Below are 22373 nucleotides of genomic sequence, written 5' to 3' on the forward strand. Positions count from 1 at the left end.
GTCAGTTCCTAGTCTTGATCTGGGTGCCGAGGCCTTGCAGGTAGGCGATCAGCGCATCCTGTTCGGTCTTGTCCGCCAGCTGCGCCGGGCCGGCCGCGATTTCTTCGTCGGTGTACGGCACGCCGAGCGTCTTCATCGCGCGCATCTTGGCCGTCACGTCCGCTGGCACCAGCTGGGCGTTGGCCAGCCACGGATACGACGGCATGTTCGACTCGGGCACCAGGTCGCGCGGGTTGTCGAGGTGGGCGCGGTGCCATTCGTCGCTGTAGCGGCCGCCCACGCGCGCCAGGTCCGGGCCGGTGCGCTTCGAGCCCCACTGGAACGGATGGTCGTAGACGAATTCGCCGGCGACCGAGTAGTGGCCATAGCGTTCGGTCTCGGCGCGGAACGGACGGATCATCTGCGAGTGGCAGTTGTAGCAGCCTTCGCGGATGTAGACGTCGCGCCCGACCAGCCGCAGCGGCGAGTATGGTTTCAGGCCGGCGACCGGCTCGGTGGTCGACTTCTGGAAGAACAGCGGGACGATCTCGACGAGGCCGCCGATCGAAATGACCAGCACCACCAGCCCGATCAGCAGCCATGGATTCTTCTCGATCCACTCGTGGGAAAATTTCATGGAAAAGCTCCTGCGGTTTTAAGCGTGAATTGGGGTAAGCGCCGGGATGCGGGCGTCGACGCTGACGGTGTCGCGCATCGTCATCCAGGTGTTCCAGGCCATGACCAGCATGCCCGACAGGTACAGCAGGCCGCCGCCGAAACGGATCACGTAGTACGGATAGGTCGCCTTGACGCCTTCGACGAAGGTATAGGTCAGGGTGCCGTCCGGGTTCACCGCGCGCCACATCAGGCCCTGCATCACGCCGGCGATCCACATCGAGGCGATATACAGGACGATGCCGATGGTCGCTACCCAGAAATGCAGGTCGATCAGGCGGGTGCTGTACATCGCGGTCTTGCCGGCCAGGCGCGGGATCAGGTAGTAGATCGAACCCATCGTGATGAAGCCAACCCAGCCAAGCGCGCCGGCGTGGACGTGGGCGATGCCCCAGTCGGTGTAGTGCGACAGCGAGTTGATGGTCTTGATCGACATCATCGGGCCTTCGAAAGTGGCCATGCCGTAGAACGACAGCGAGACGATCAGGAACTTCAGGATCGGGTCGGAGCGCAGCTTGTGCCAGGCGCCCGACAGCGTCATGATCCCGTTGATCATGCCGCCCCACGACGGCGCCAGCAGGATCAGCGAAAACACCATGCCGATCGACTGGGTCCAGTCAGGCAGCGCGGTGTAGTGCAGGTGGTGCGGGCCGGCCCACATGTAGGTGAAGATCAGCGCCCAGAAGTGGACGATCGACAGGCGGTACGAGTACACAGGGCGCTCGGCCTGTTTCGGAATGAAGTAATACACCATGCCCAGATAGCCGGCGGTCAGGATGAAGCCGACCGCATTGTGGCCGTACCACCACTGGATCATCGCGTCCTGCACGCCGGAGTAGACCGAGTACGACTTCATCGCCGACACCGGGATCACCGCTCCGTTCACCACGTGCAGCACGGCGACCGCCAGGATGTAGGCGCCGAAGAACCAGTTGGCGACGTAGATGTGCTTGACCTTGCGCTTGAGGAGCGTGCCGAAGAAGACCACGGCATAAGCGACCCAGACCACGGTGATCAGGATGGCGATCGGCCATTCGAGTTCCGCGTATTCCTTGCCGCGCGTGAAGCCCATCGGCAGCGAGATGGTGGCGGCGACCAGCACGGCCTGCCAGCCCCAGAACGTGAATGCGGCCAGCTTGTCCGAGAACAGGCGCACCTGGCAGGTACGCTGCACAACATAGTACGAGGTGGCGAACAGGCCGCAAATGCCGAACGCGAAAATCACGGCGTTGGTGTGCAGCGGGCGCAGGCGGCCGTAGGTCAGCCACGGCGTGTCGAAGTTCAGCGACGGCCACGCCAGCTGGGCTGCGATGACGACGCCCATCAGCATCCCGATCACGCCCCAGACGACGGTGGCGATCGTGAACTGCCGGACGACCTTGTAGTTGTAATTTAGACCTGTGTCCAAAATGCTTCTCCTGGATTTGCGATGTGTGATGACAGACTGAAGTTTGGATTTCTGGAGTTCAAAAATCCTTGATGTGAATCAAAATCGACCAGATCAGTGCGTGCCGGGCGAATTTGAATCGTCGTCGTGGAGGATGCGCAGCGCCGGGCCATCGAGGTCGTCGAACTGGCCGCTGTCGGACGCCCCGAAAAAGATCCAGACCGCGACCGCGACGACGATCACGCTGAGGGGAATGAGGAGGAACAGCGCTTCCATTTTCAGTTTTTCGCGCGCCGCAGGCGCAGGGCGTTGATGACGACCACGGCAGACGACAGCGACATGCCGACGCCGGCCATCCATGGGTTGAGCAATCCGAATGCGGCGGCGGGAATCGCCACCACGTTGTAGGCGCTGGCCCACCACAGGTTCTGCCGTATCACTGCCAGCGTGCGCGCGGCCGTATCGGCAGCGTCGCCCAGTGCGGCCAGCCGGCCGCCAAGCAGCACACAGTCGGCGTGGAGCTGCGCGAGCGCCGCCCCGCCGCCCATCGCGAACGACACGTCTGCCGCCGACAGCACCGCGGCGTCATTGATGCCATCACCGACCATCGCCACCACGGCGCCGCCGGCCTGCAGGTCCTGCACGAAGGCCAGCTTGTCGGCCGGGAGCTGCGCGCCGATCGCGCGTCCGATTCCCAGCTCGGCTGCAATCCTCGCGGTGACGTCCTGCTGGTCGCCGCTTAACAGGATGACCTCCTTGCCGGCACGCTGGAACTGGCGCACCAGCGCGAGCGCGTCCCCGCGCAGCGCATCGGCCAGGTCGAAGCGCGCCATGATGCCGTCTTCGTCGCCCAGGTACACGGCGGTCATTCCGGCGGCCGTCGATTCGGACAAGGGGCCGCTGATTGCAGCGACGAACGATGCGCGCCCGAGCCGGTGCAAGCGGCCTTCCACGCGACCTTCAATCCCCTGCCCCACCACGCTGGCCACGTCTTGCGCGTACAGCGGCGGCGCTTCATTGGCAGCGCGGATCGCCGCGCCGAGCGGATGTGCGCTCGACTGCTCCAGCGCGGCCGCCACCTGGAAGCAGCGTTCCCGGTCGGCGCCGCGGAACACCCCGACATGGCGCAGAACCGGCTTGCCCTCGGTGAGCGTGCCGGTCTTGTCGAAGATGATGTGGGTGGCGCGATGCAGCGTTTCCAGCACATGCGGCCGGACCACCAGCACGCCGCGGCGCACCAGCAAATCGGTGGCCGCCGCAAGCGCCGTCGGCGTGGCCAGCGACAGCGCACACGGGCACGACACCACCAGCACCGCAATCGCGACTTCCCACGCACGGGTGGGGTCCGTCAATTGCCAGCCGATGAATACAAGCACGGCCAGCAACAGCAGCGCCGCCACGAACCATGCGGCGACCTTGTCGGCCCAGAGCGCCAACTGGGGCTTTCCCTGCCCGGCCCGTTCGACCATTGCCACCAGGCGCGACAAGGTGCTGTCGCGCGCGCCGCGCACCACCCTGACCACAACCGCCTGGCCCGCATTGACTGCGCCGCCGGGAACCCCGTCGCCCACTTTCCGTTCCTGCGGGCGGCTCTCTCCGGTCAGCAGCGCCAGGTCAAGCTCGGTGACGCCGTCGACAATCACGCCGTCCGCGGCTAGCGCCTCGCCGGGACGGACCAGGATGATGTCGCCTTCGCACAGTTGCGAGGCCGCGACGATTTCCGTCTCACGTGCGCCGGGATAGCCCGGCATGCGCAGCGCCGATGCGGGCAGCGCATGCTGGAGTTTTTCCAGCGCCTGCGCGGCCTTGCGTCGCGCCACCAGCTCGAGGTAGCGGCTGGCCAGCAGCAGGAAGATGAACATCGTGACCGTGTCGAACCAGACGTCGCCCTGCCCGCGCAGCACCGACCAGACGCTGCCCGCGAACGCCGCGCCGATGCCGAGTGCGACCGGCACGTCCATGCCCGGCATGCCCTGCTTCAGGTTGTTCCATGCGCCGCGGAAGAACGGCTGCGCCGAATACAACACCGCAGGAAGCGTCAACAGGAGCGAGGCCCAGTGCATCAGCGCCATCATGTCGGCGTCCATGGTGCCGTCGGTGGCGAGGTAGACGGGGACCGCATACATCATCACCTGCATCATCGACAGGCCGGCGATGAACAGCTGGCGGAACAGTTTCTTGCGCGCTTTTTCGAGCTGTTCCCCGTGGCGCGCACGATCGTAGGGCCAGGCCGTATAGCCCACCTGGCGCAGCGCCTTCAGGATGTCGCTCGGTTTGCACGTGCCTGCGTCCCATTGCACCGACAGCCGTTCGGTCGTGACGTTCATGTAGGCAGACTGCACGCCCGGCACGCGCGCCACGCTGCGCTCGATCAGCCAGACGCAGGCCGCGCAGCGCATTCCTTCAACCGAGAACACAGCATCGGCTTTGGCGGCGTCGTCGTACAGTGCGAGTTCGGCTGGCATGTCGCTGCCCCGTGCACCAAATTCGGTTCGGGAGGTGTAGTAGTCAGCGCAGCCCGCGTCGACGATGCCTTGCGCGACAGCGGCGCAGCCAGGACAGCACATTGGGTGGTCGATACCGTCGATGGCCACCTCCCAGCGGCTGCCCGGCGCAACCGGCAAGCCGCAATGGAAGCAATCTGCAGCGGCGGGGACAGCGCTCATGCGGCGGCTCCGGGAATGCAGAACAGGTCGAGCCAGTGCGCGTGCGTGCCGGCGGCTGCGCGAGCGATACCGAGCAGGCCGAAGCCGAGCACCAGCAGGCCGGCCGCGATGCGCACCGGGCGCCGCTGGATTGCCATCCGCAGGCGCCCGCCCGCCACGCCCATCGCCATCAGCATCGGCAAGGTGCCGAGGCCGAAAGCCAGCATCACGGCGGCGCCGGAAGCCGCCGAGCCGCTCAGCATCGCGGTCACCAGCACGCTGTACACCATCCCGCACGGCAGCCAGCCCCACAGCGCTCCCAGGCCGAACAGTTTGACCGGACCGTCCAGCGGCTGCAGCCGCGCGGTCAGCGGCTTCAGCCGCCGCCACAGGCTGTTGCCAAGCGTTTCTACGCGGGCCAGGCCGCGCCACGCATCCATCAGGTACAGGCCAAGCGCGACGAGCATCAGGTTGGCGAGCCAGTAGCCGCCGACCTGGAACGTGCCAAGGCCGCCGAGGGCACGCGCACCGTTGGCGACGCCTCCCGCGATCGCGCCGGCCAGCATGTAGCTGCCAAGGCGCCCTGCGTTATAGGAAAGCATTCGGGCAGGTGCCGGGGCAGACCGGGTCGCCACCGGGACCGGAAATGCGCGCGCGGCCGGAGGCACCATCGAGAATGCACTGACGATCCCGCCGCACATGCCTGCGCAGTGGACGCTGCCGAACAGCCCGATCAGGAAGACCGGGAACAGGCTGATGCCTTGCATTGGAATCCCGTCAGATGGTCTTGGAGTAGCGCGCGATTTGCGGCGCGGACGTGAGGTAGCGGTCGAACACCATGCAGATATTGCGGATCAGCAGGCGGCCCTTGGGGGTCACTGTCAGCCAGTCCGCGCCCACCGTCAGCAATCCGTCGCCCGCCAGCGCTTTCAGACGCGCCAGCTCCGGGCCGAAATAGCCGCCGAAGTCGATCGGGTAAGCCTGCTCGATCGCCTGCACCGACAGCTCGAAATTGCACATCAGCGTCTGGATGATCGTGCGCCGCAACGCGTCGTCCATCGACAGCCGCGCGCCGCGCACCACGGGCAGCTCGTTCTTGTCCAACGCGTCGTAATAGGCGTCGAGCGTCTTGACGTTCTGGCTGTAGGTCGCGCCCACCGAACCAATGGCGGAAACGCCGCACGCGACCAGGTCTGCTTCCGCGTGGGTCGAGTAGCCCTGGAAGTTGCGGTGCAGGCGGCCCTGCTGCTGCGCCACGGCGAGATCGTCGCCAGGGCGCGCGAAGTGGTCCATGCCGATGTAGGTGTAGCCCGCATCGGCCAGGCGGCGGATGCACAGCGCCAGCATGTCGAGGCGCGCGTCGGCGCTTGGCATGTCTTCGTCGAGGATGCGGCGCTGCGCCTTGAACAGGTGCGGCAGGTGCGCGTAATTGTAGATCGCGATGCGGTCAGGGTTGGCCGCGATGACCTTGGCCAGTGTCTGCGCCATGCTGATGACGTTCTGCTTCGGCAGGCCGTAGATCAGGTCGATGCTCACCGAGCGGAAACCGGCGCTGCGCGCGGCATCGATGATGGCGCGGGTCTCTTCTTCGGGCTGCACGCGGTTGACGGCGCGCTGTACGTCAGGGTCGAAGTCCTGCACGCCCAGGCTGACGCGGTTGAAGCCCTGGCGGCGCAGGCTGTGCACGCGCTCCGGCGTCACTGTGCGCGGATCGATCTCGATCGAATATTCACCATCGGCGTCGGGCGCGAGCTGGAACCAGTGGCGCACGTGCTGCATCAGGTCGCCCATCTGCTCGTCCGACAGGTAGGTCGGCGTGCCGCCGCCCAGGTGCAGCTGCTCGACATGGTTCATTCCCGCGAACAGGCGACCCTGCATCTCGATCTCGCGTTTCAGGTAGCTGAGATAGGTGACGGCCTTGTCGCGCTTCCTGGTGACGACCTTGTTGCAGGCGCAATAGTAGCAAACGGTGTCGCAGAACGGGATATGCAGGTACAGCGACAGCGGCTTGGCCGCCCCGCGCGTGCGCAGCCCGGCCACTGCCTGCAGGTAGTCGCGGTAGCCGAAGCTCTCGCTGAACCGGTCGGCGGTCGGATACGAGGTGTAGCGCGGGCCCGACTGGTTCAGCTTGCGGATGAGGGCGCCGTCGAACTCGACGGTGCGGACGGCAGCTGCGGATACGTTCATTGTTATGCTCCAAACCTGACTATATGAAGCAGTTTATTGATCAGCACCCATAAAATCTTTGCGGTGGATCAAAAACGGCCGAGTCGCTTTGCGGCACCGCCGAAGTGAAAGACCGACAAGGCTTGAACCAGTCCCGCCGCCTGTTCCGCGACGTTCGACGATGCCGCAGCCGACTGTTCGACCAGCGCGGCGTTCTGCTGCGTGATCGCACCGAGTTCGGCGACGGCCTGGTTGACCTGGCCGATGGTGCTGCGCTGTTCCAGGCTGGCGCGCTTGATCCCGGCCATGATGGCGGTCGCGCGTTCGACCGACTCCAGCACGCCGCTCATGGTGCCGCCTGCTTCGCCGACCAGCGCATTGCCGTGGCGGACCTTGTGGACCGAATCGTCGATCAGGTGTTTGATCTCCTTCGCGGCGCCGGCCGAGCGCTGGGCCAGGCTGCGCACTTCTCCCGCCACCACGGCGAAGCCCCTGCCCTGTTCACCGGCGCGTGCCGCTTCGACCGCAGCGTTCAGCGCGAGGATATTGGTCTGGAAGGCGATGCCGTCGATGAGGCCAATGATGTCGACGATTTTTTTGGCCGACGCGCTGATCTGCCCCATGGTGTCGCCAACCCGGTCGACCGCCTTGCCGCCCTGGCTGGCGATGGCCGCTGCGGCCACCACGCAGTCGTCGGCGCGCACTGCGCTGTCCGTGTTGTCGCCCACCGTGACGCCGAACTGCACCATGCTGGTCGCGGTCTCCTCGAGGCTCGCTGCCTGCGCCGCCGTGCGTTCGGCCAGGTCCTGGTTGCCGATCGCGATCTCGCGGGTGGCGATTTCGATTGAGTCGACATTGGTGCGGACGTCGCCGATGATGGCGCGCAGGTTCAGGCCGACCTGGCGCAGGGCCGCCAGCAGCTGGCCCATCTCGCCGCCCGCACTGGCATCCACGGTGGCCGACAGGTCGCCGCCAGCCAGCGCATTGGCGGCGTCGATCGCTTTGCCCAGCGGCGCCGCTACAGACGCCGCCAGCATGCGCCAGACGGCCAAATCAAGCGCGATGCCGGCAAGCGCAAGCCAGGTGGTCCAGCCACCCTGCCCGCCCACGGCAAGCGCCGCGAGCAGCGCCGCCATGGTCCCCATCGCAATCCCGATGCGTGCGCCAAGCGACGCTTCGCGCAAGGCGCGCAGGCGGGCAATCCGGCCGGTGCGCACCACCGCGCCGCGGTGCACCGCCAGGCCCTCGGCCTTGCCCTGCCTGAAGCGCTGGTAAATCGCGCCGGCAGCGGCCACCTGCTCGCGGCCTGGCTTGGTGCGGACCGACATGTAGCCGACCGTGCGGCCTTGCTCCTTGATCGGGGTGACGTTCGCCAGTACCCAGTAGAAGTTACCGTTTTTGCAGCGGTTTTTGACCACGCCGGTCCACGGGCGGCCCTCCTTCAGCGTGTCCCACAGGTCGGCGAAGGCTTCTGGCGGCATGTCCGGGTGGCGCACGATGTTGTGCGGCTTGCCGAGCAGTTCGTCTTGCGAGTAGCCGCAGACTTCGACAAAGCACGGATTGCAATAGGTGATTTTGCCCTTGATATCGGTCTTGGAGACAAGCGACTGGCCATCGCGCAATTCATGTTCGATGCCGGTGACGGGCAGATTGGTACGCACTACACTCTCCTGTTGCCATATAGCATTAAAAGAGTGCAGTGTAGTGGCGCGGAGCCGTCGAAATCCTTGATCTACATCAACTTTACTAGTCTAGCGGCAAGCTCAGGTGGACCGAATCCTCGGCAGGATTCGGCGTAACGACGAAGCCCAGCTTGCGTACCAGCTTGATGACGCGGGTGTTCTGCGGCAGCGCTTCGCCGACGATTTCGCGGGTGCCGCGCTTGCGGCAATAGGCGATCAGCTTCTCCATCAAAATGCGCCCGAGGCCGTGGCCCTTCAGGTCGGAGCGCACCGTGACTGCAAACTCGGCCTGGATATTGTCCGGATCGGCCACCACCCGCGCCACGCCCAGGGTCTGCTCGCCGCCGCCGGGCAAGGCGCGGGTCGCGACGAAGGCCATTTCGCGGTCGTAGTCGATCTGGGTGAACCGGGCCAGCTGCGACGGCTGCAGTTCGCGCACCCGCACGAACATCCGGTAGCGCACGTCGTCCGGCGTCAGCGCCGCGAAAAATTCCAGGTGCGCGGGGCCGTCCTCGGGACGGATTGGCCGCAGCAGTACCGCTTCGCCATTCCAGTCGATCTGCTCCTCCAGTTCGGCCGGATACGGGCGGATCGCCAGCCGGTCCAGCGCGCAGGCGGTATGGTCGGCCAGTTCGACCCGGATGCGGGCGTCGAGTGCGATCACGCCGTCGCTGTCGGCCAGCAGCGGATTGATGTCCAGTTCGGCCAGTTCGGGGATGTCGGCGACCAGTTGCGACACCTGCATCAGCACCCGCACGATGGCGTCGATGTCGGCTGGCGGCCGGTTGCGGTAGCCGGCCAGCAGCCTGGCAACGCGCGTGCGCGACACCATATCGCGCGCCAGCACCGCGTTCAGCGGCGGCAGCCCGACCGCATGGTCGGCCGTGACTTCGACCGCGACGCCGCCCTGGCCGAACAGGATCACCGGCCCGAATACCGGATCGCTGGCCACGCCGACAATCAGTTCATGCGCCTGCGGCCGGCGCGCCATGCTTTGCACGGTGAACCCTTCGAGACGCGCGCCGGGTTTGAGCTGGCCGAGCCGGCGCAGCATGCGCCCGGCGGCGGCGCGCACCGCCTCTTCGCTGTCGAGGTCGAGCGCCACCCCGCCAACATCCGATTTGTGGGTGATGTCGGGCGACAGGATCTTGACCGCGACCGGGAAGCCGATCGCGCTGGCCGCCTGCACCGCCGCGTCGACGTCGGCGGCGGTGCGGGTTGCCACCACCGGGATGCCGTAGGCGTCGAGCACCGCCTTCGCTTCGGGCTCGGTCAGCATCGAACGGCCCGCGGCAAGCACTGCGCGCACCACGCCTGCCGCGGCCGCCCTGCCCTCGGCCACGTTCACCGATACCGCGGGCGGCACCTGCATCAGCAGGTCCTGGTTGCGCCGGTACTGGGCGATCTGCATGAAGGCGCTGATCGCCTCCTCGGGCGTGTCGTAAGCGGCAATCCCGGCGGCGGAGAAGATGCGGCGCGCTTCGGCCACGCCGTCGCCGCCCAGCCAGCAGCCCAGCACGTTGCGCGACGCGGCAGTGGCCAGCGGCGCCACCGCGCGCGCGATATCGGCGCTTGGGACGATGGCGGTCGGTGCATGGATGAACAGCACGGCGTCGTTGTCCGGGTCCTTCAGCAGCACGTCGAGCGTGTCGCAGTATCGCCCGGCCGGCGCGTCGCCGATGATGTCGACCGGGTTGGCGTGCGACCAGGTCGGCGGCAGCACGGCGTCGAGGCTGGCGAGGGTTGCGGGGCTGAGCGCCGCCAGCTTGCCGCCGGCGGCGGCAAGCGCGTCAGCCGCCATCACGCCAGGCCCGCCGCCGTTGGTCATGATGGCGAGGCGTTCGCCGCCGCGCGTACGCGCTCGCGCCAGCGTTTCGACGGCGGCGAACATGTCCTCGGTGGTGAACACGCGCAGCATGCCGGCGCGGCGGATCGCCGCGTCATACACATCGTCGGATCCCGCCAGCGCGCCCGTGTGCGAGGCCGCGGCGCGCGCTCCCTCGGGCATGCGGCCCGCCTTCAGCACCAGCACCGGCTTGCTGCGCGCCGCCGCGCGCGCCGCCGACATGAACTTGCGCGCGTGCCGCACATCTTCCATGTACATCAGAATCGACGTGGTCTCGGCATCGCTTGCCAGGTAGTCGAGCACGTCGCCGAAGTCGACGTCGGCGCTTTCGCCGAGCGAGATGAACTTGGAAAAGCCGATCCCGCGCGACCGCGCCCAGTCCAGCACCGCCGTCACCATGCCGCCCGACTGCGACACGAAAGCGATCCGTCCCGGACTGGCGTCGGAATGGGCGAAGCTGGCGTTCAGGCCGATCCCGGGCACCAGCAGGCCGACGCAGTTGGGGCCGAGCAGGCGCAGCACGTAAGGCCGGGCCGCATCGAGCGCGGCATCTTTCAGCGTGCGCCCGTCGGCGCCGGTATGCGCGCCCATGCCCGCGCTGAGGATGATCGCCGCGCGCGTTCCGGCAGCGCCCAACTGGCGCACGATGCCGGGCACCGTCTGCGCTGGCGTGCAGATGATGGCCAGGCCGGGCGCTTCAGGCAGCGCGTCGACGCCGGAATAAGTGCGCAGTCCGCACAGCGTGTCGTATTTGGGATTAACCGGGTAGACCGGTCCCTTGAATCCGCCCGCCAGGACGTTGCGCAGCACCGTCGCGCCGACGCTATGCGGCCTGATCGAAGCGCCGATGACGGCCACCGAATGGGGCGCAAACAGGTGCTCCAGGTTCCTCACGCTCATTCTCGGCGCCTTCTTATTTTTGCTTAATTGATGTGCATCAAAAACAACAGAAACAGGCCTTGCCTTTGGCAATCCCTGCTGGACGCAGGTGTCTGCGCGACCTAACCTACAGTAACACACGCCATTTCAAGCGAAAGGATTCCCCATGTCGTACCAAACGATACTCGTCCACGCCGACCAGTCGCGCCACGCGGACGAACGCGTGCGTGTCGCCGCCCGCCTCGCGCTGGCCGAGGGCGCCCACCTGGTGGGCACGGCGATGACGGGCATTTCGCGCTACCTGTACCAGGACAGCAGCATCGACCTGACCCGCACCGTGGTGGCGATGCACATGGACGCACTCTACCAGCGCGCCAGCGACTCGCTCGCACGCTTCGAGGAGCTGGCTGCGGCGGTTGGCGTGCCGACCTGCGAGCGCCGCCTGGTTGACGACGAGCCCGAGGGCGGGCTGGCGATGCAGTCGCGCTACGCCGACGTGGTGGTGGTCAGCCAGACCGACCCGGACGACATTGCTGCGCGGCTGACGCCGCGGCTGCCCGGATACGTCATGCTCAACAGCGCGCGGCCGGTGCTGGTGGTGCCCTACGCCGGCGTTTTCGAAACGATCGGCGACAACGTGCTGGTCGCCTGGGACGCCAGCATGGAGGCGACGCGCGCCGTCACCAACGCCATCCCGATGCTCAAGCGCGCGCGCCACGTGACGATTGCGGTATTCAATCCCAGCCCGTTCGACGCCCATGGCGAACAGCCGGGCGCCGACATCGCGCTGTACCTGGCGCGCCACGGCGTCAATATCGAGGTGTCGCTGCAGCAGTCGGGCATCGACGCCGGCAACGCGATGCTGTCGATGGCGGCCGACCGCAACTGCGACCTGATCGTCATGGGCGGCTACGGCCATGCGCGCTTCCGCGAGATGCTGCTCGGCGGCGCCACCGAGACCGTGCTCAGGACGATGACGGTGCCGGTACTGATGTCGCATTAGGGGGCGGCCATGTTCAAGACAATCCTGGTGCCGACCGACGGCTCCGACATCTCGCAGCAGGCGGTGGCGGCGGCGATCGACTACGCGCGCTGCTGCGGCGCCGCCATCGTCGCGCTGTCGGTGGCCGAGCCGTATCCGGTGGTGCCGGTGGTCGACGGCGCGCTGGTGATCGATCCTGGCCTCGACAGCCGCGAACTGCAGGCGCAGGCGCGCGAACGGGTCGACCGGATCGCCGCCGCAGCCGCGGCAGCCGGCGTGCCGTGCACCACGCTGGTGGCGCTGTCGTTCCACCCGCATGAGGAAATCATCGCGGCGGCGGCGCAGCATCATTGCGATGTGATCTTCATGGCCTCGCACGGCCGCCGCGGACTGGGACGCCTGCTGGCCGGCAGCGAGACCCAGAAGGTGCTGGCCTATGCGCAGGCGCCGGTGCTGGTGTTCCGCCCGCCCCTCGCCGAACGCATCTAGGCGGCGGCGGGTCCGCCCCCGCGATAACTGGACAGCCAGGCCCGCGCCGCCGCCAGCGCGGCGTCGAGTTCGGCGCCGGTTTCACCGAACTTGCGCTCCAGCTGCTCGCGCGGATGCGCAGCCCTGATCTCCCGTTCCAGCGCCTGCGACGCCTGCGCGAACCGTTTGGCGCCGATGCTTCCGACGCCGCCGCGCAGCGCGTGCAGCATCCGCGCCGCGGATTCATCGTCGCCGTCGCGCCAGCTGGCGCGCGCCTGGGCAAACTCCCGGCCCGCGTCATCGATCACCCGCTGCAGCAGGTGGGCCACGCCGCCGAGGCGCTCGCGGTCGCCGCGCGCCAGCGCCACCAGCGGCTCGATCCCCAGCACCGGCAAGTTTTCCGGGGCCGCCGCGGGCGCAATGGCGCGCGCCGTCGCCGGGCCGAAGCGCTGGCGCCGGTTCAGGTAGCGCGCGATCACCGCCACCATCTGGTCGGGGTCGACCGGCTTGGCAATCAGGTCGTCCATGCCGGCGGCAAGGTAGCTGGCGCGTTCGGGCTCGGTCACCCCGGCGGTGATCGCCAGTATCGGCAAGCCGGGCCCGAGCTGCGCGCGGATGCGGCGCGTGGCCTCGTAGCCGTCCATGACCGGCATCTGGATATCCATCAGCACCATGTCGAACGCCGCCGGCGCCTCCGCCAGCCGCGCCACCGCCTGGGCGCCGTCGCACACGATCTCGAGCTGCGCGCCGGCCTGTTCCAGGATGCCGCGCGCGACCGCCTGGTTCAATTCATTGTCCTCGGCCATCAGCAGCCGCGCGCCGTCCAGCCGCGCCAATGCGTGGGCCGGCTGCGCAATCCGCTGGCGGCTGGCGCCGCGCACCCGTTCCACCAGAATCTCGTTCAGCGTGTCGTACAGGCTGCTGCCGGTGACCGGCTTGCTGAGGATGGCGTCGGCGCGCGCGGCCGGCGCTGCTTCATCGAGCTTGCCGCGGCTGTAGGCATTGGCCATCAGGACGACCGGCAGGCGCCCGCGCCCGGCGATGTTGCGGATCGATTCCATCGTGCGCACGCCGTCCATGCCGGGCATCTGCCAGTCGACCAGCACCGCGTCGAACGCGGCGCCGCCCTGGCGTACCAGGGCGATCGCCTGTGCGCCGGAAGCGGCGCACTCGGCCTCCCAGCCCCAGCCCCGGATGGTGCGGGCCAGGTAGTCGCGGCTGGTCGGATGGTCGTCCACCACCAGCAGGCGCAGGCCCGCCAGCACGCCGTCCAGGCGCCGGCTGTCGTCGCGCTCGGCCTCGACGCGCAGCGGCAGCGCCACCCGGAACTCGCTGCCGCGCCCCGGTTCGCTGTTGAACGTGATCGTGCCCTGCATCAGGCCGACCAGTTGGCGCGAGATGGCCAGTCCCAGCCCGGTGCCGCCGAAGCGCCGCGTGGTCGACGAATCGCCCTGCGTGAACGGCGAGAACAGCGACGCCTGGTGGGCCGGGTCGATGCCGATGCCGGTGTCGCGCATCCGGAACTGCAAGGTGGCCTGGCCGTTGTCGCGCGCCAGCAGTTCGACCAGCAAGCTGACTTCGCCGTGCGACGTGAACTTGATCGCATTGCCGGCCAGGTTGACCAGCACCTGCTGCAGCCGCATGGCGTCGCCGAACAGCAGGTGCGGCACGTCGGGATCGATGCCGATCGCCAGCTCGATGTCCTTGTCGCCCGCGTTGACGCTCATGATGGTGGCCACCGCGCCGAGCACGTCGGACAGCAGGAAGCGGCCCTGTTCGAGTTCCATGCGCCCGGCTTCCACCTTCGAAAAGTCGAGGATGTCGTTCATGATGCCGAGCAGCGAACGGCCCGAATCGCGGATCATCTCGAGGTAGCGCCTCTGTTCGTCCTTCAGGTCGGTCAGCGACAGCAGGTGGGCCATCCCCAGCACCGCGTTCATCGGCGTGCGCAGTTCGTGGCTCATGTTGGCCACGAATTCGCCCTTGGCGCGGCTGGCCGCCTGCGCGCGGTCGCGCTCGTGCTCAAGTTCGGTCGCGCGCGCGGCGATTTCCGCGCCCAGCCGGCGCCGCTCGCTGATATCGCGCATGAAGGCGTTGGCGACGTAGCCGGCGCCGTTGTGGAAGCCGGCCACCGACAGTTCGACCGGGATCTCGCGGCCGTTGCGGCACAGCGCCATCACCTCGATCCGGATATTGATGATCTTGCCGGTGCCGGTCTGCGCGAAGCGCGCGAAGCCGTCGTTATGGGCCGCGCGCTGCGCGGGCGGGATGATCAGCTCGGCCATGTCCTGGCCGACGGCTTCGGCCTGGCTCCAGCCGAACGTGCGTTCGGCCTCGGTGTTCCAGTCGGTGATACGGCCGTCGATGCCGATACCGACGAACGCATCGTTCGAGTTTTCCAGGATGACCCGGGTGCGGCGCTGTTCACGCACCCGCTGGGCCAGCAGCGGGCGCACCTGGAATATCAGGGCCGAGGCGCCCAGCGCCACCAGCACCGCCAGCGCCAGTACCAGCATGTTGGTGCGTTCGCGCAGCGGCGCGTACAGCGTATCGATGTCGTTCTTGACCACCACCCCAAGCCCGGCGCCGCGCACCGGCGTATAGGAGGCGAGCACCTGGATCCCGCGCAGGTCGCGGGCATTGGCAACGCCGCTGCGGCCCGCCAGCGCATGGCTGATCGGCAGGGTCATGCTGTCTTCGGGCCTGAACATCGGCACGCTGAAAGGCTTTTTGTAGAACCGGGTGGGGGCGCACAAGGCCTCGTCGCCGTCCCGGTGGCACAGCAGGATATCGGATGCACCGGAGGCGCGGATCGACGCCAGCACTTTGTCGAGCAGCACCAGGCGGCGTTCGCCGGCCACCCAGCCCAGCAAGGCAGTCCCGTCGCGCAGCTCGTGCTCGGTCCTGAGCACGTAACCGCCGTCCCACATCAAGCTCGCGGCGCGCCCTTCCACGGCAAGCGGGTGGCGCACATTGCCGTGCGCCCGGACCAGCGCGCCAGCCGCGGCGAGCCGCTCGCCGCCCGCCCCGAACACCTCGACGCCCGCGACGTCCTCGCCCAGCATCGCCTGCGCCAGCTGCTGTACGCGCGCGGCGCTCTCAGGGCTGCCCGGAGCGGCCAGCGCCGCATCGAGCCCGCTGCGCCGGGTGACCTCTTCCATCATGCGGCGCCGCACGTCGAGCGTATTGGCGATCGCCTCGGCGCTGGTGCTGGCGGCGACCATCATGTTGGACGACAGCGAATCCTCATAACTGTCGCGCATCGCGGCAAAGCCGGCGGCGCCGGCGCTGAGCGCGACCACGGTCACGATGCCGAACGCGCGCCAGGTGATGCGCGATTCGCTGCTGGCCGGCCCGCACCGGGCCGCCAGTTGCGCCGCACGCACCGACCACAGGCCGACGCCCAGCATGATCATGGCGATCGCCGTCGGCGCCTGCATGACGTTGGCGGCGGCGATCCGGTACAAGCCCTCGAGCTTGAGTATGTAGCCGAGCAAGGCGCTGACGCCGATCAGGGTGACCGCGAGCGCGCAGGCCGACAGGGCCGCCATCCGCATGCGGGCGGGCCGCACCGCGCGCGCCAGCTGCAGCCCGGCGCCGGCCAGGAGGAAGGCGATGCAGGTGTTGGGCGCCATCCGGCCCGGGTGCGGCGTGTCGGGCGTGGGCGCGGTCGGCACGCGCACGAAATCGATGCCGGGCTCGATGCCGACGATGTGCTGGGCCAGCACCAGCGCGGGCACCGCCAGCACCAGCGCGGCCAGCGCGCGCCACGCCGCATCGAAGGGCGAACCGGCACGGTGCCGGTGCTGCGCGAAATAGCAGCAAAATCCCGCGGCCATGAACAGCACCGGCGAAACGATGCCCATTTTGGCCGAACCCGGAACCAGGGTCGCAATCGTCGCGCTCTGGAACACCCAGCCGATGACGACGACCATCCCCAGCAGGCCGACAAACAAGCCGGCCAGCTGGTCTGCCGAGGTCACCAGTTTTTTCATGTGCGCCGTGCCGATAGCGGTGGAGGAAAAGGTTACCACAGGCATCCGACGGCGCGCGAACTGTTGTATGCAGGCGACTAAACAGCTGGCCTGGCTCAAGGATGCGCGCACGGCTGCGCGCGCCATGGTGCTCAACCGCGAAGGCGGATAGACTGGTGCATATGAACAATTCCAGAAAAGTCGCCAGCATCGCCGGCATCGCCAGCGTGCTGTGGGTCGGTTTGACCGCCGCGATCGCCGCCAGCCAGCGCCGGCTGGTGTTCAATCCGACCATCAAGCGCGAAGTGCCGAGCCCGCGCAGCAGCGGCCACCGCACGCGCCTGGTGAGCTTGCGCACCAGCGACGGCACCAAGCTGTCCGGCTGGCTGATGACGCCGGCCGTGGTCGGGCCGCGTCCGGCGGTGGTGTATTTCGGCGGCCGCTCCGAGGAAGTGTCATGGGTGGCGCGCGACGCCGGCAAGCTGTTCCCCGGCATGACGGTGCTGGCCGTGAATTACCGCGGCTACGGCGACTCGCAGGGCGACCCGGCGGAAAACCATATGGTCGAAGACGGCTGCATGCTGTACGACTGGCTTGCCGCGCGCAGCCGTGTCGACCAGGCCCGCATCGCCGTGGTCGGCCGCAGCCTCGGTTCCGGCGTGGCGGTGCAGGTCGCGCTGCAGCGCCCGGTGCAGTCGGTGGTACTGATCACGCCTTACGATTCGATCCTGGCGATCGCCCAGCGCCGCTTCCGCGCGATGCCGGTCAGCTTCGTGCTGCGCCACCGCTTCGAGTCGATCAAGTATGCCGCCGAACTGAAGGCGCCCACCTACGTGGTGCGCGCGGCCAGCGACGACGTGGTGCCGCATTCGCACACCGACCTGCTGGTGTCCAAGCTGGGCAAGCTGCACCTGGACGAAATCATCCCCGATTCCGACCACTTCAACATCCCCTACCTGGCGGCCACCCAGGACAAGATCGCCGGCTTCCTCAGCACCCAGTTCGCGCAGCCGCGCGTGAGCTAGGCGCCGGCAAAGAAGTGATAGCGATTGCGGCCCGCGTTCTTGGCCGCGTACATGGCCGCGTCGGCGCGGCGCAGCAGTTCGTCGGGACTGGCGGCGTCGCCCGGATACAGCGTGATGCCGATGCTGGCCGAAATGCGCGCTTCCCCCGCCTGCAGCACGAATGGCTTTTCGATCTCCGCCAGCATTTTCGCGCACAGCGCGTCGACCTTGGCCGGCTGCGTCACTTCGGTCAGCACCACCGTGAATTCGTCGCCGCCGAGCCGCGCCACGGTGTCGGTATCGCGCACGCACGCGCTGATGCGGTGCGCGACTTCCTGCAGCAACTGGTCGCCGGCTTCATGTCCGAGCCGGTCGTTGACGTCCTTGAAGCCATCCAGGTCGAGGTACAGCAGCGCCAGCGGCAGCCCGGTGCGGGCCGAGTGCTTGACCTCGTGTTCGATCCGCTCACGGAACAGGCTGCGGTTCGGCAGGCCGGTCAGGTAGTCGTAATTGGCGCTGCGCCGGATCCGGTCTTCGACCTCCTTGCGTTCGGTGATGTCGCGCGCGGTTCCCGCCACCGCCTCGCTGCGGCCGTGCGGATCGAGCACCGGCACCAGCAGGTATTCATAGGTCTTGTAGCGGCCGGGCGCGAGCGTGAAGGTCAGTTCGCCGCGATGGGTGGCCTGGGCGCGCAGCACATGCGCCACGTGCATCTCGATCTCGGGGGCGAAGGTCGTGGCCAGCGCGAAGAAGTCGGAACCCGGCAGCTGGTCGGCCTCGACCCGCATATGCGTGGCAAACGCCCGGTTGGCGTAGATGATGCGCCCGGCCGGGTCGATGATGAAGGCCAGGTCGGGTGAACTCGACAGCAGCGCGTCGAACAGCCGCGACTGGTAGTCGCGCAGCGCCGAGTAGCGCGCCAGCGAATCGGCGACGGCCTGGTCGATCGCCTCGTTGAAGCGGGTGATGTCTTCGGCGGCGTCGCTGCAGTCCTCGCGCTCGGTCCACAGCGTCAGCACGGCGGCGCGCAGCGCGCGGAACTCGGCGACCGCATCGTTGACCGAAAATCCCTGCGCCAGCCGCACCGCGCCGTGGTGCGACGCGTGGCTTTCGACGGCCTCGCCCGGGTCGGCGCCGCCTTGCTCACGTTCGACGTAGAGGGCGATCACCTCCAGCATGCCGCGCGCGTGGTCGCGCAGGGCGACGGCGTCGAGCTCGCGCGCCGACGCCAGCTGCCTGGCATGGCGCTCCCATTCATCGAGGATGGGCTCGATGCCGGAGCGGATGAACTGCGCCAGTTTCATGCTGACCTCGCCATTCTTACCGGAGTGCGGCGCAGCTGCGTTCGAACCCAGCCGTATCGCATGACCGCCCGGCATGATGCAAAAAGACGGCCGCAGCCGTTGCAGCGTCCTACACGTACGCCTCCATTACTCCTACTTTAAACCCAATTTCAATCACTTACCATAATCTCTGCTACGTGAAACCCTGCGCCACAGTTGAACTAACGGGGCCGGCAGCGAGAAAAAGTTAAACGAAACGGGAGAGCAAGATGGCAAAGATTAATCAAGGCGGCAACAAGGGTCCCAACCAGCAGTCGGGTGGCATCCAGGACGGCGGCCGCGGCAACAAACAGAGCGACACCAGCAAGCGCGGCTTCGCTTCGATGGATCCTGACAAGCAGCGTGCCATCGCCTCCCAGGGCGGCCGCGCCGCCCACGCTTCCGGCAACGCCCACGAATTCACCTCGCAGGAGGCGCGCGAGGCTGGCAAGCTCAGCCACGGTGGCGGCAACCGCCAGAGCGGCACCAGCGATTCCGGCGGCAAGGCAGGCGGCGGCAACCAAGGCGGATCCGGCGCCGGTTCGCGCTGATCGCTTCGCGCCCCCGGCCATGCATGGCGCGCCCGCCGGCATGGCTGTGGCCGCTGCAGCGGCGGTCATCACGCCACCATGCGCGCTGCCGAATGCAGCGACGCCAGCAGTTCGAACAGGCTGACCGTGTCGGCCGGCTTGACGAAGTAATGGTCGAATCCGGCGGCCATCGCGCTGTCGCGGTCGTACCTGCTCGAATAGCCGGTCAGCGCCACCAAGGTCGCCTGTCCCGATTCGGCGCGCAGGCGCCGCGCCAGCTCGTTGCCGTCCATGCCGGGCAGCCCGATGTCGAGCAGGCAGGCGTGCGGCGCGAAGTGGGCCGCCTCCTCCAGCGCGCGCACCGCGTCGTGCTCGATCATGACCAGGTAACCGGCCTGGCGCAGCAGCAGCGCCATCGCATTGGCGGCCTCCTCGTTATCGTCCACCACCAGCACGCGCAAGGCAGTGCGGCCAGGCTGGCTGCCGGGCTCGCCGTCGTGGCCCGGCCGGGCGGCCAGGTGGCGCGGCAAATAAACCGAGAAGGTGCTGCCGGCATCCTTGCCGTCGCTGACGACAGTCACGTGGCCGTCGTGCAGCGTGACCAGGCTGCGCACCAGCGCCAGCCCCAGCCCCAGCCCGCCTTGCGAGCGGTCCGGCGAACGCTTGTGCTGGGTGAACAATTCGAAGACATGCGGCAGCAGGTCGGCGCCGATGCCGATGCCGTTGTCGCGCACGTGGATCTCCAGCGCGCCCGCGTGCACGACCACGTCGAGCGCAATGCACCCGCCGGGCGGCGTGTACTTGGACGCATTGTGCAGCAGGTTGGTCAGCACCTGGACCAGCCGTTTGCGGTCGCCCCACACCACCACCTCACCCTCCTCCGGCGCCTGCACCGTGATGCGGTGGCCGCGCTCCTGGATCAACGGCAGGGTCTGCTCGAGCGATTCCAGCACGACCTGGTGCAGGTCGAGGATGTCCTTTTCCAGCACCACCAGGCCGGTATTGACGCGCGACACATCCAGCAGGTCGTTGATCAGGCTGTTCATGTGGTTGACCTGGCGCTCGATGATGACGCTCGACTGCCTGACCCGCGCGACATTGTCGGGCGCCATGCCGAGCAGATGGGCGGCCGCACGGATCGGCGCCAGCGGGTTGCGCAGCTCGTGCGACAGCATCGCCAGGAATTCGTCCTTGTGGCGGCTGGCCTCGCGCAGCGATTCCTCGGCGCGCTTGCGCGCGGTGACGTCGATCGACACGCCGCGGATCCAGCGCGGCACCCCGCCCGCATCGGCCACCACGGTGCCGTACACTTGCAGCCAGACCAGCTCGCCGCTGTCCGGGCGCACCAGCCGGATGATGTCGCCGTAGGTGCCACTTCGCGCCAGTGCGCCCCGGCGCGCCTGGTCCAGGCGCTTCATGTCCTCGGGCACGACCGCGCCCCAGACCTGGTGCATATTGGTCCAGTTGGCGCCGAACAGTTCCGGCGCATTTTCCGAAAAGATGACCTCATTGGTGGCCAGGATCCAGTCCCACACCACCATCCGCGCCACTTTCATGCCCTCGCGCAGGCGCAGCTCGCTGCATTCGAGGGCCTGCTTGGCGAGGACGCGCTCGGTGACGTCGAAGCCTTCGACGAAAATGCCGCTGACTTCGGCGCCGGTGAAGATCGGCTGGTACACGAAATCGCAGTACACCGGGGTCATCGGGGCCCCGGCGGTTTTGTGCAGCAACAGCGTCACATCGCTCGCGGCAAACGGCTTGCCCGACTGGTACACGCCATCGAGCAGTTCGTAGAAGCCCTGTCCCGCGACTTCGGGCAAGGCCTCGCGCACGGTTTTTCCGATCAGTTCGCGGTCGCCGATAAAGCGCGCATAGGCGGCATTGGCGAATTCGTACACCAGGTCCGGCCCGCGCAGGATGCACATGAATCCGGGCGCCTGCTGGAACAAGGCGCGCAGGCGTTCGCCTTCCGACGCATGCTGCCGGTCCAGCGCCTGTTCGGCCTCGATCAGTTGCGCCGCCTGCCGCGCTTCAAGGTGCTGCGCCTGCTCGCGCTGGGCGATCTGCTCGGTCAGCGCATGGTTGACCTGTTCCAGCTCGGCCTTGGCGTTGTGCTGGGCGGTGACGTCGTTACAGACCACCAGCACGCCATGGACGCCATCGTTGTCCTCGACCGGGCTGTAGCCGTAGGTCCACCAGACCTCCTCGCGCTTGCCGTTGCGGGTGACGGGCACCAGCTGGTCTTCGTTCCAGGTCGCGCCTTTGCCGTCCATGACGAATTCGATCTGCGGGCCGATGATCGGCCAGATCTCTTCCCAGCACTCGCGCCCGGGCTGGCCCAAGGCACCCGGATGGCGCTCCGGCCCCATCGTGCGCGAATAGGCGTCGTTGTAGAACTGGACGAGGTCGGGTCCCCACCACAGGAACATCGGGTGGCTGGAGGAGAGCATCACCCGAACGATGCTTTTGAGCAATGGAGGCCACGCTTCAGTCGGGCCGAGGAGGGAATCGTTCCAGTCCCTGGCGCGCATCTGCGCCCCCATTTCCCCGCCATGCGACAGGAAATTAAAGCTCGGACGCTGTGCATTTTCCATGGTCTGTGCTCGTCAGGTAAGGGCGCCCACGTCGACTGCGTCGCGATGTCCGGGGAATCGATACTAACATTATTCAAATAGCATTTGACAAGGAAAGTAGCGTAAAAGTGCCAGTATTTACATTTGTTCGTGCGTCACCTAACGGACCATCGGCGATAGCGATGCCATGCTCGGCGCACGGGCGGCCCGCGCGCCTGTCTGGCGTCCCCTGGACTGTGCCGTCATTCCCGCGAAAGCGGG

At 67.5% G+C, this 22373-nt stretch carries 15 protein-coding genes; 4 read left to right on the plus strand and 11 right to left on the minus strand.

Translation table 11 applies throughout. The features are described from left to right. Window position 1: 1 nt before the first annotated feature. From ccoO to HHL21_RS07650, 8 genes are all read right to left on the minus strand, one after another. The gene (gene ccoO, locus HHL21_RS07615; RefSeq protein ID WP_169464657.1) at window positions 2-616 is read right to left on the minus strand and encodes a cytochrome-c oxidase, cbb3-type subunit II; all 615 of its coding nucleotides are present in this window, start codon (window positions 614-616) and stop codon (window positions 2-4) included. Window positions 617-634: 18 nt separating this feature from the next. Then, window positions 635-2062 carry a cytochrome-c oxidase, cbb3-type subunit I gene (ccoN, locus tag HHL21_RS07620; RefSeq protein WP_169464658.1) on the minus strand — a complete coding sequence of 476 codons (1428 nt, stop codon included), beginning with the start codon at window positions 2060-2062 and terminating at the stop codon, window positions 635-637. A gap of 93 nt (window positions 2063-2155) precedes the next feature. Next, the gene (gene ccoS, locus HHL21_RS07625) at window positions 2156-2317 is read right to left on the minus strand and encodes a cbb3-type cytochrome oxidase assembly protein CcoS (protein ID WP_169464659.1); all 162 of its coding nucleotides are present in this window, start codon (window positions 2315-2317) and stop codon (window positions 2156-2158) included. A 2-nt stretch (window positions 2318-2319) separates the two neighbouring features. Further along, the gene (locus HHL21_RS07630; protein WP_169464660.1) at window positions 2320-4707 is read right to left on the minus strand and encodes a heavy metal translocating P-type ATPase; all 2388 of its coding nucleotides are present in this window, start codon (window positions 4705-4707) and stop codon (window positions 2320-2322) included. Then, window positions 4704-5453, minus strand: coding sequence for a sulfite exporter TauE/SafE family protein (locus tag HHL21_RS07635; RefSeq protein ID WP_169464661.1), 750 nt, complete (start codon window positions 5451-5453; stop codon window positions 4704-4706). Before HHL21_RS07635 ends, HHL21_RS07630 begins: the two co-directional genes overlap by 4 nt. A 10-nt stretch (window positions 5454-5463) precedes the next feature. Next, window positions 5464-6873: an oxygen-independent coproporphyrinogen III oxidase gene (gene hemN, locus HHL21_RS07640; protein ID WP_169464662.1), complete on the minus strand. Its 1410-nt coding sequence runs from the start codon at window positions 6871-6873 to the stop codon at window positions 5464-5466. Between the two features lie 68 nt (window positions 6874-6941). Further along, a complete protein-coding gene (locus tag HHL21_RS07645; RefSeq protein WP_169464663.1) occupies window positions 6942-8513 on the minus strand; it encodes a methyl-accepting chemotaxis protein in 1572 nt (523 codons plus the stop codon). A gap of 85 nt (window positions 8514-8598) precedes the next feature. Further along, window positions 8599-11280, minus strand: a complete 2682-nt coding sequence (locus HHL21_RS07650) for a bifunctional acetate--CoA ligase family protein/GNAT family N-acetyltransferase (protein ID WP_169464664.1) — start codon at window positions 11278-11280, stop codon at window positions 8599-8601. A 145-nt stretch (window positions 11281-11425) separates the two neighbouring features. On the opposite strand from HHL21_RS07650, the gene HHL21_RS07655 reads away from it, so the two are divergent. Both HHL21_RS07655 and HHL21_RS07660 read left to right on the plus strand, forming a co-directional pair. Then, on the plus strand, window positions 11426-12262 hold the full coding sequence (locus HHL21_RS07655; RefSeq protein ID WP_169464665.1) for a universal stress protein: 837 nt from the start codon (window positions 11426-11428) through the stop codon (window positions 12260-12262). Window positions 12263-12271: 9 nt separating this feature from the next. Further along, window positions 12272-12730 (plus strand): universal stress protein, encoded by a 459-nt coding sequence (locus HHL21_RS07660; protein WP_169464666.1) that lies wholly within the window; start codon window positions 12272-12274, stop codon window positions 12728-12730. Here the strand turns inward: HHL21_RS07660 and HHL21_RS07665 are convergent. Further along, on the minus strand, window positions 12727-16704 hold the full coding sequence (locus HHL21_RS07665) for a response regulator (protein WP_169464667.1): 3978 nt from the start codon (window positions 16702-16704) through the stop codon (window positions 12727-12729). The two genes, HHL21_RS07660 and HHL21_RS07665, sit on opposite strands and share 4 nt — an antisense overlap. A gap of 161 nt (window positions 16705-16865) precedes the next feature. Here HHL21_RS07665 and HHL21_RS07670 point away from each other — a divergent pair, with 161 nt between their 5' ends. Then, entirely contained in the window at window positions 16866-17708 is an 843-nt protein-coding gene (locus HHL21_RS07670; protein ID WP_169464668.1) for an alpha/beta hydrolase, read from the plus strand. On the opposite strand, the gene HHL21_RS07675 is transcribed toward HHL21_RS07670, so the two are convergent. After that, entirely contained in the window at window positions 17705-18991 is a 1287-nt protein-coding gene (locus HHL21_RS07675) for a diguanylate cyclase domain-containing protein (RefSeq protein ID WP_169464669.1), read from the minus strand. The genes HHL21_RS07670 and HHL21_RS07675 overlap by 4 nt on opposite strands. Window positions 18992-19239: 248 nt before the next feature. Here HHL21_RS07675 and HHL21_RS07680 point away from each other — a divergent pair, with 248 nt between their 5' ends. Continuing rightward, complete coding sequence (locus HHL21_RS07680) at window positions 19240-19560, plus strand: KGG domain-containing protein (protein WP_169464670.1); 321 nt, start codon at window positions 19240-19242, stop codon at window positions 19558-19560. 68 nt (window positions 19561-19628) lie between these two features. On the opposite strand, the gene HHL21_RS07685 is transcribed toward HHL21_RS07680, so the two are convergent. Next, window positions 19629-22133 (minus strand): hybrid sensor histidine kinase/response regulator, encoded by a 2505-nt coding sequence (locus tag HHL21_RS07685; RefSeq protein ID WP_169464671.1) that lies wholly within the window; start codon window positions 22131-22133, stop codon window positions 19629-19631. Window positions 22134-22373 lie beyond the last annotated feature (240 nt).

Source organism: Massilia polaris (assembly GCF_012927275.1).
GTDB classification, from domain to species: domain Bacteria; phylum Pseudomonadota; class Gammaproteobacteria; order Burkholderiales; family Burkholderiaceae_D; genus Telluria_A; species Telluria_A polaris.

Coding starts and splice junctions, on each gene's coding strand:
- ccoO (WP_169464657.1), bottom strand. CDS start 616: ATGAAATTTTCCCACGAGTGGATCGAGAAGAATCCATGGCTGCTGATC.
- ccoS (WP_169464659.1), bottom strand. CDS start 2,317: ATGGAAGCGCTGTTCCTCCTCATTCCCCTCAGCGTGATCGTCGTCGCG.
- HHL21_RS07630 (WP_169464660.1), bottom strand. CDS start 4,707: ATGAGCGCTGTCCCCGCCGCTGCAGATTGCTTCCATTGCGGCTTGCCG.
- HHL21_RS07635 (WP_169464661.1), bottom strand. CDS start 5,453: ATGCAAGGCATCAGCCTGTTCCCGGTCTTCCTGATCGGGCTGTTCGGC.
- hemN (WP_169464662.1), bottom strand. CDS start 6,873: ATGAACGTATCCGCAGCTGCCGTCCGCACCGTCGAGTTCGACGGCGCC.
- HHL21_RS07650 (WP_169464664.1), bottom strand. CDS start 11,280: ATGAGCGTGAGGAACCTGGAGCACCTGTTTGCGCCCCATTCGGTGGCC.
- HHL21_RS07655 (WP_169464665.1), top strand. CDS start 11,426: ATGTCGTACCAAACGATACTCGTCCACGCCGACCAGTCGCGCCACGCG.
- HHL21_RS07660 (WP_169464666.1), top strand. CDS start 12,272: ATGTTCAAGACAATCCTGGTGCCGACCGACGGCTCCGACATCTCGCAG.
- HHL21_RS07665 (WP_169464667.1), bottom strand. CDS start 16,704: ATGAAAAAACTGGTGACCTCGGCAGACCAGCTGGCCGGCTTGTTTGTC.
- HHL21_RS07670 (WP_169464668.1), top strand. CDS start 16,866: ATGAACAATTCCAGAAAAGTCGCCAGCATCGCCGGCATCGCCAGCGTG.
- HHL21_RS07675 (WP_169464669.1), bottom strand. CDS start 18,991: ATGAAACTGGCGCAGTTCATCCGCTCCGGCATCGAGCCCATCCTCGAT.
- HHL21_RS07680 (WP_169464670.1), top strand. CDS start 19,240: ATGGCAAAGATTAATCAAGGCGGCAACAAGGGTCCCAACCAGCAGTCG.
- HHL21_RS07685 (WP_169464671.1), bottom strand. CDS start 22,133: ATGGAAAATGCACAGCGTCCGAGCTTTAATTTCCTGTCGCATGGCGGG.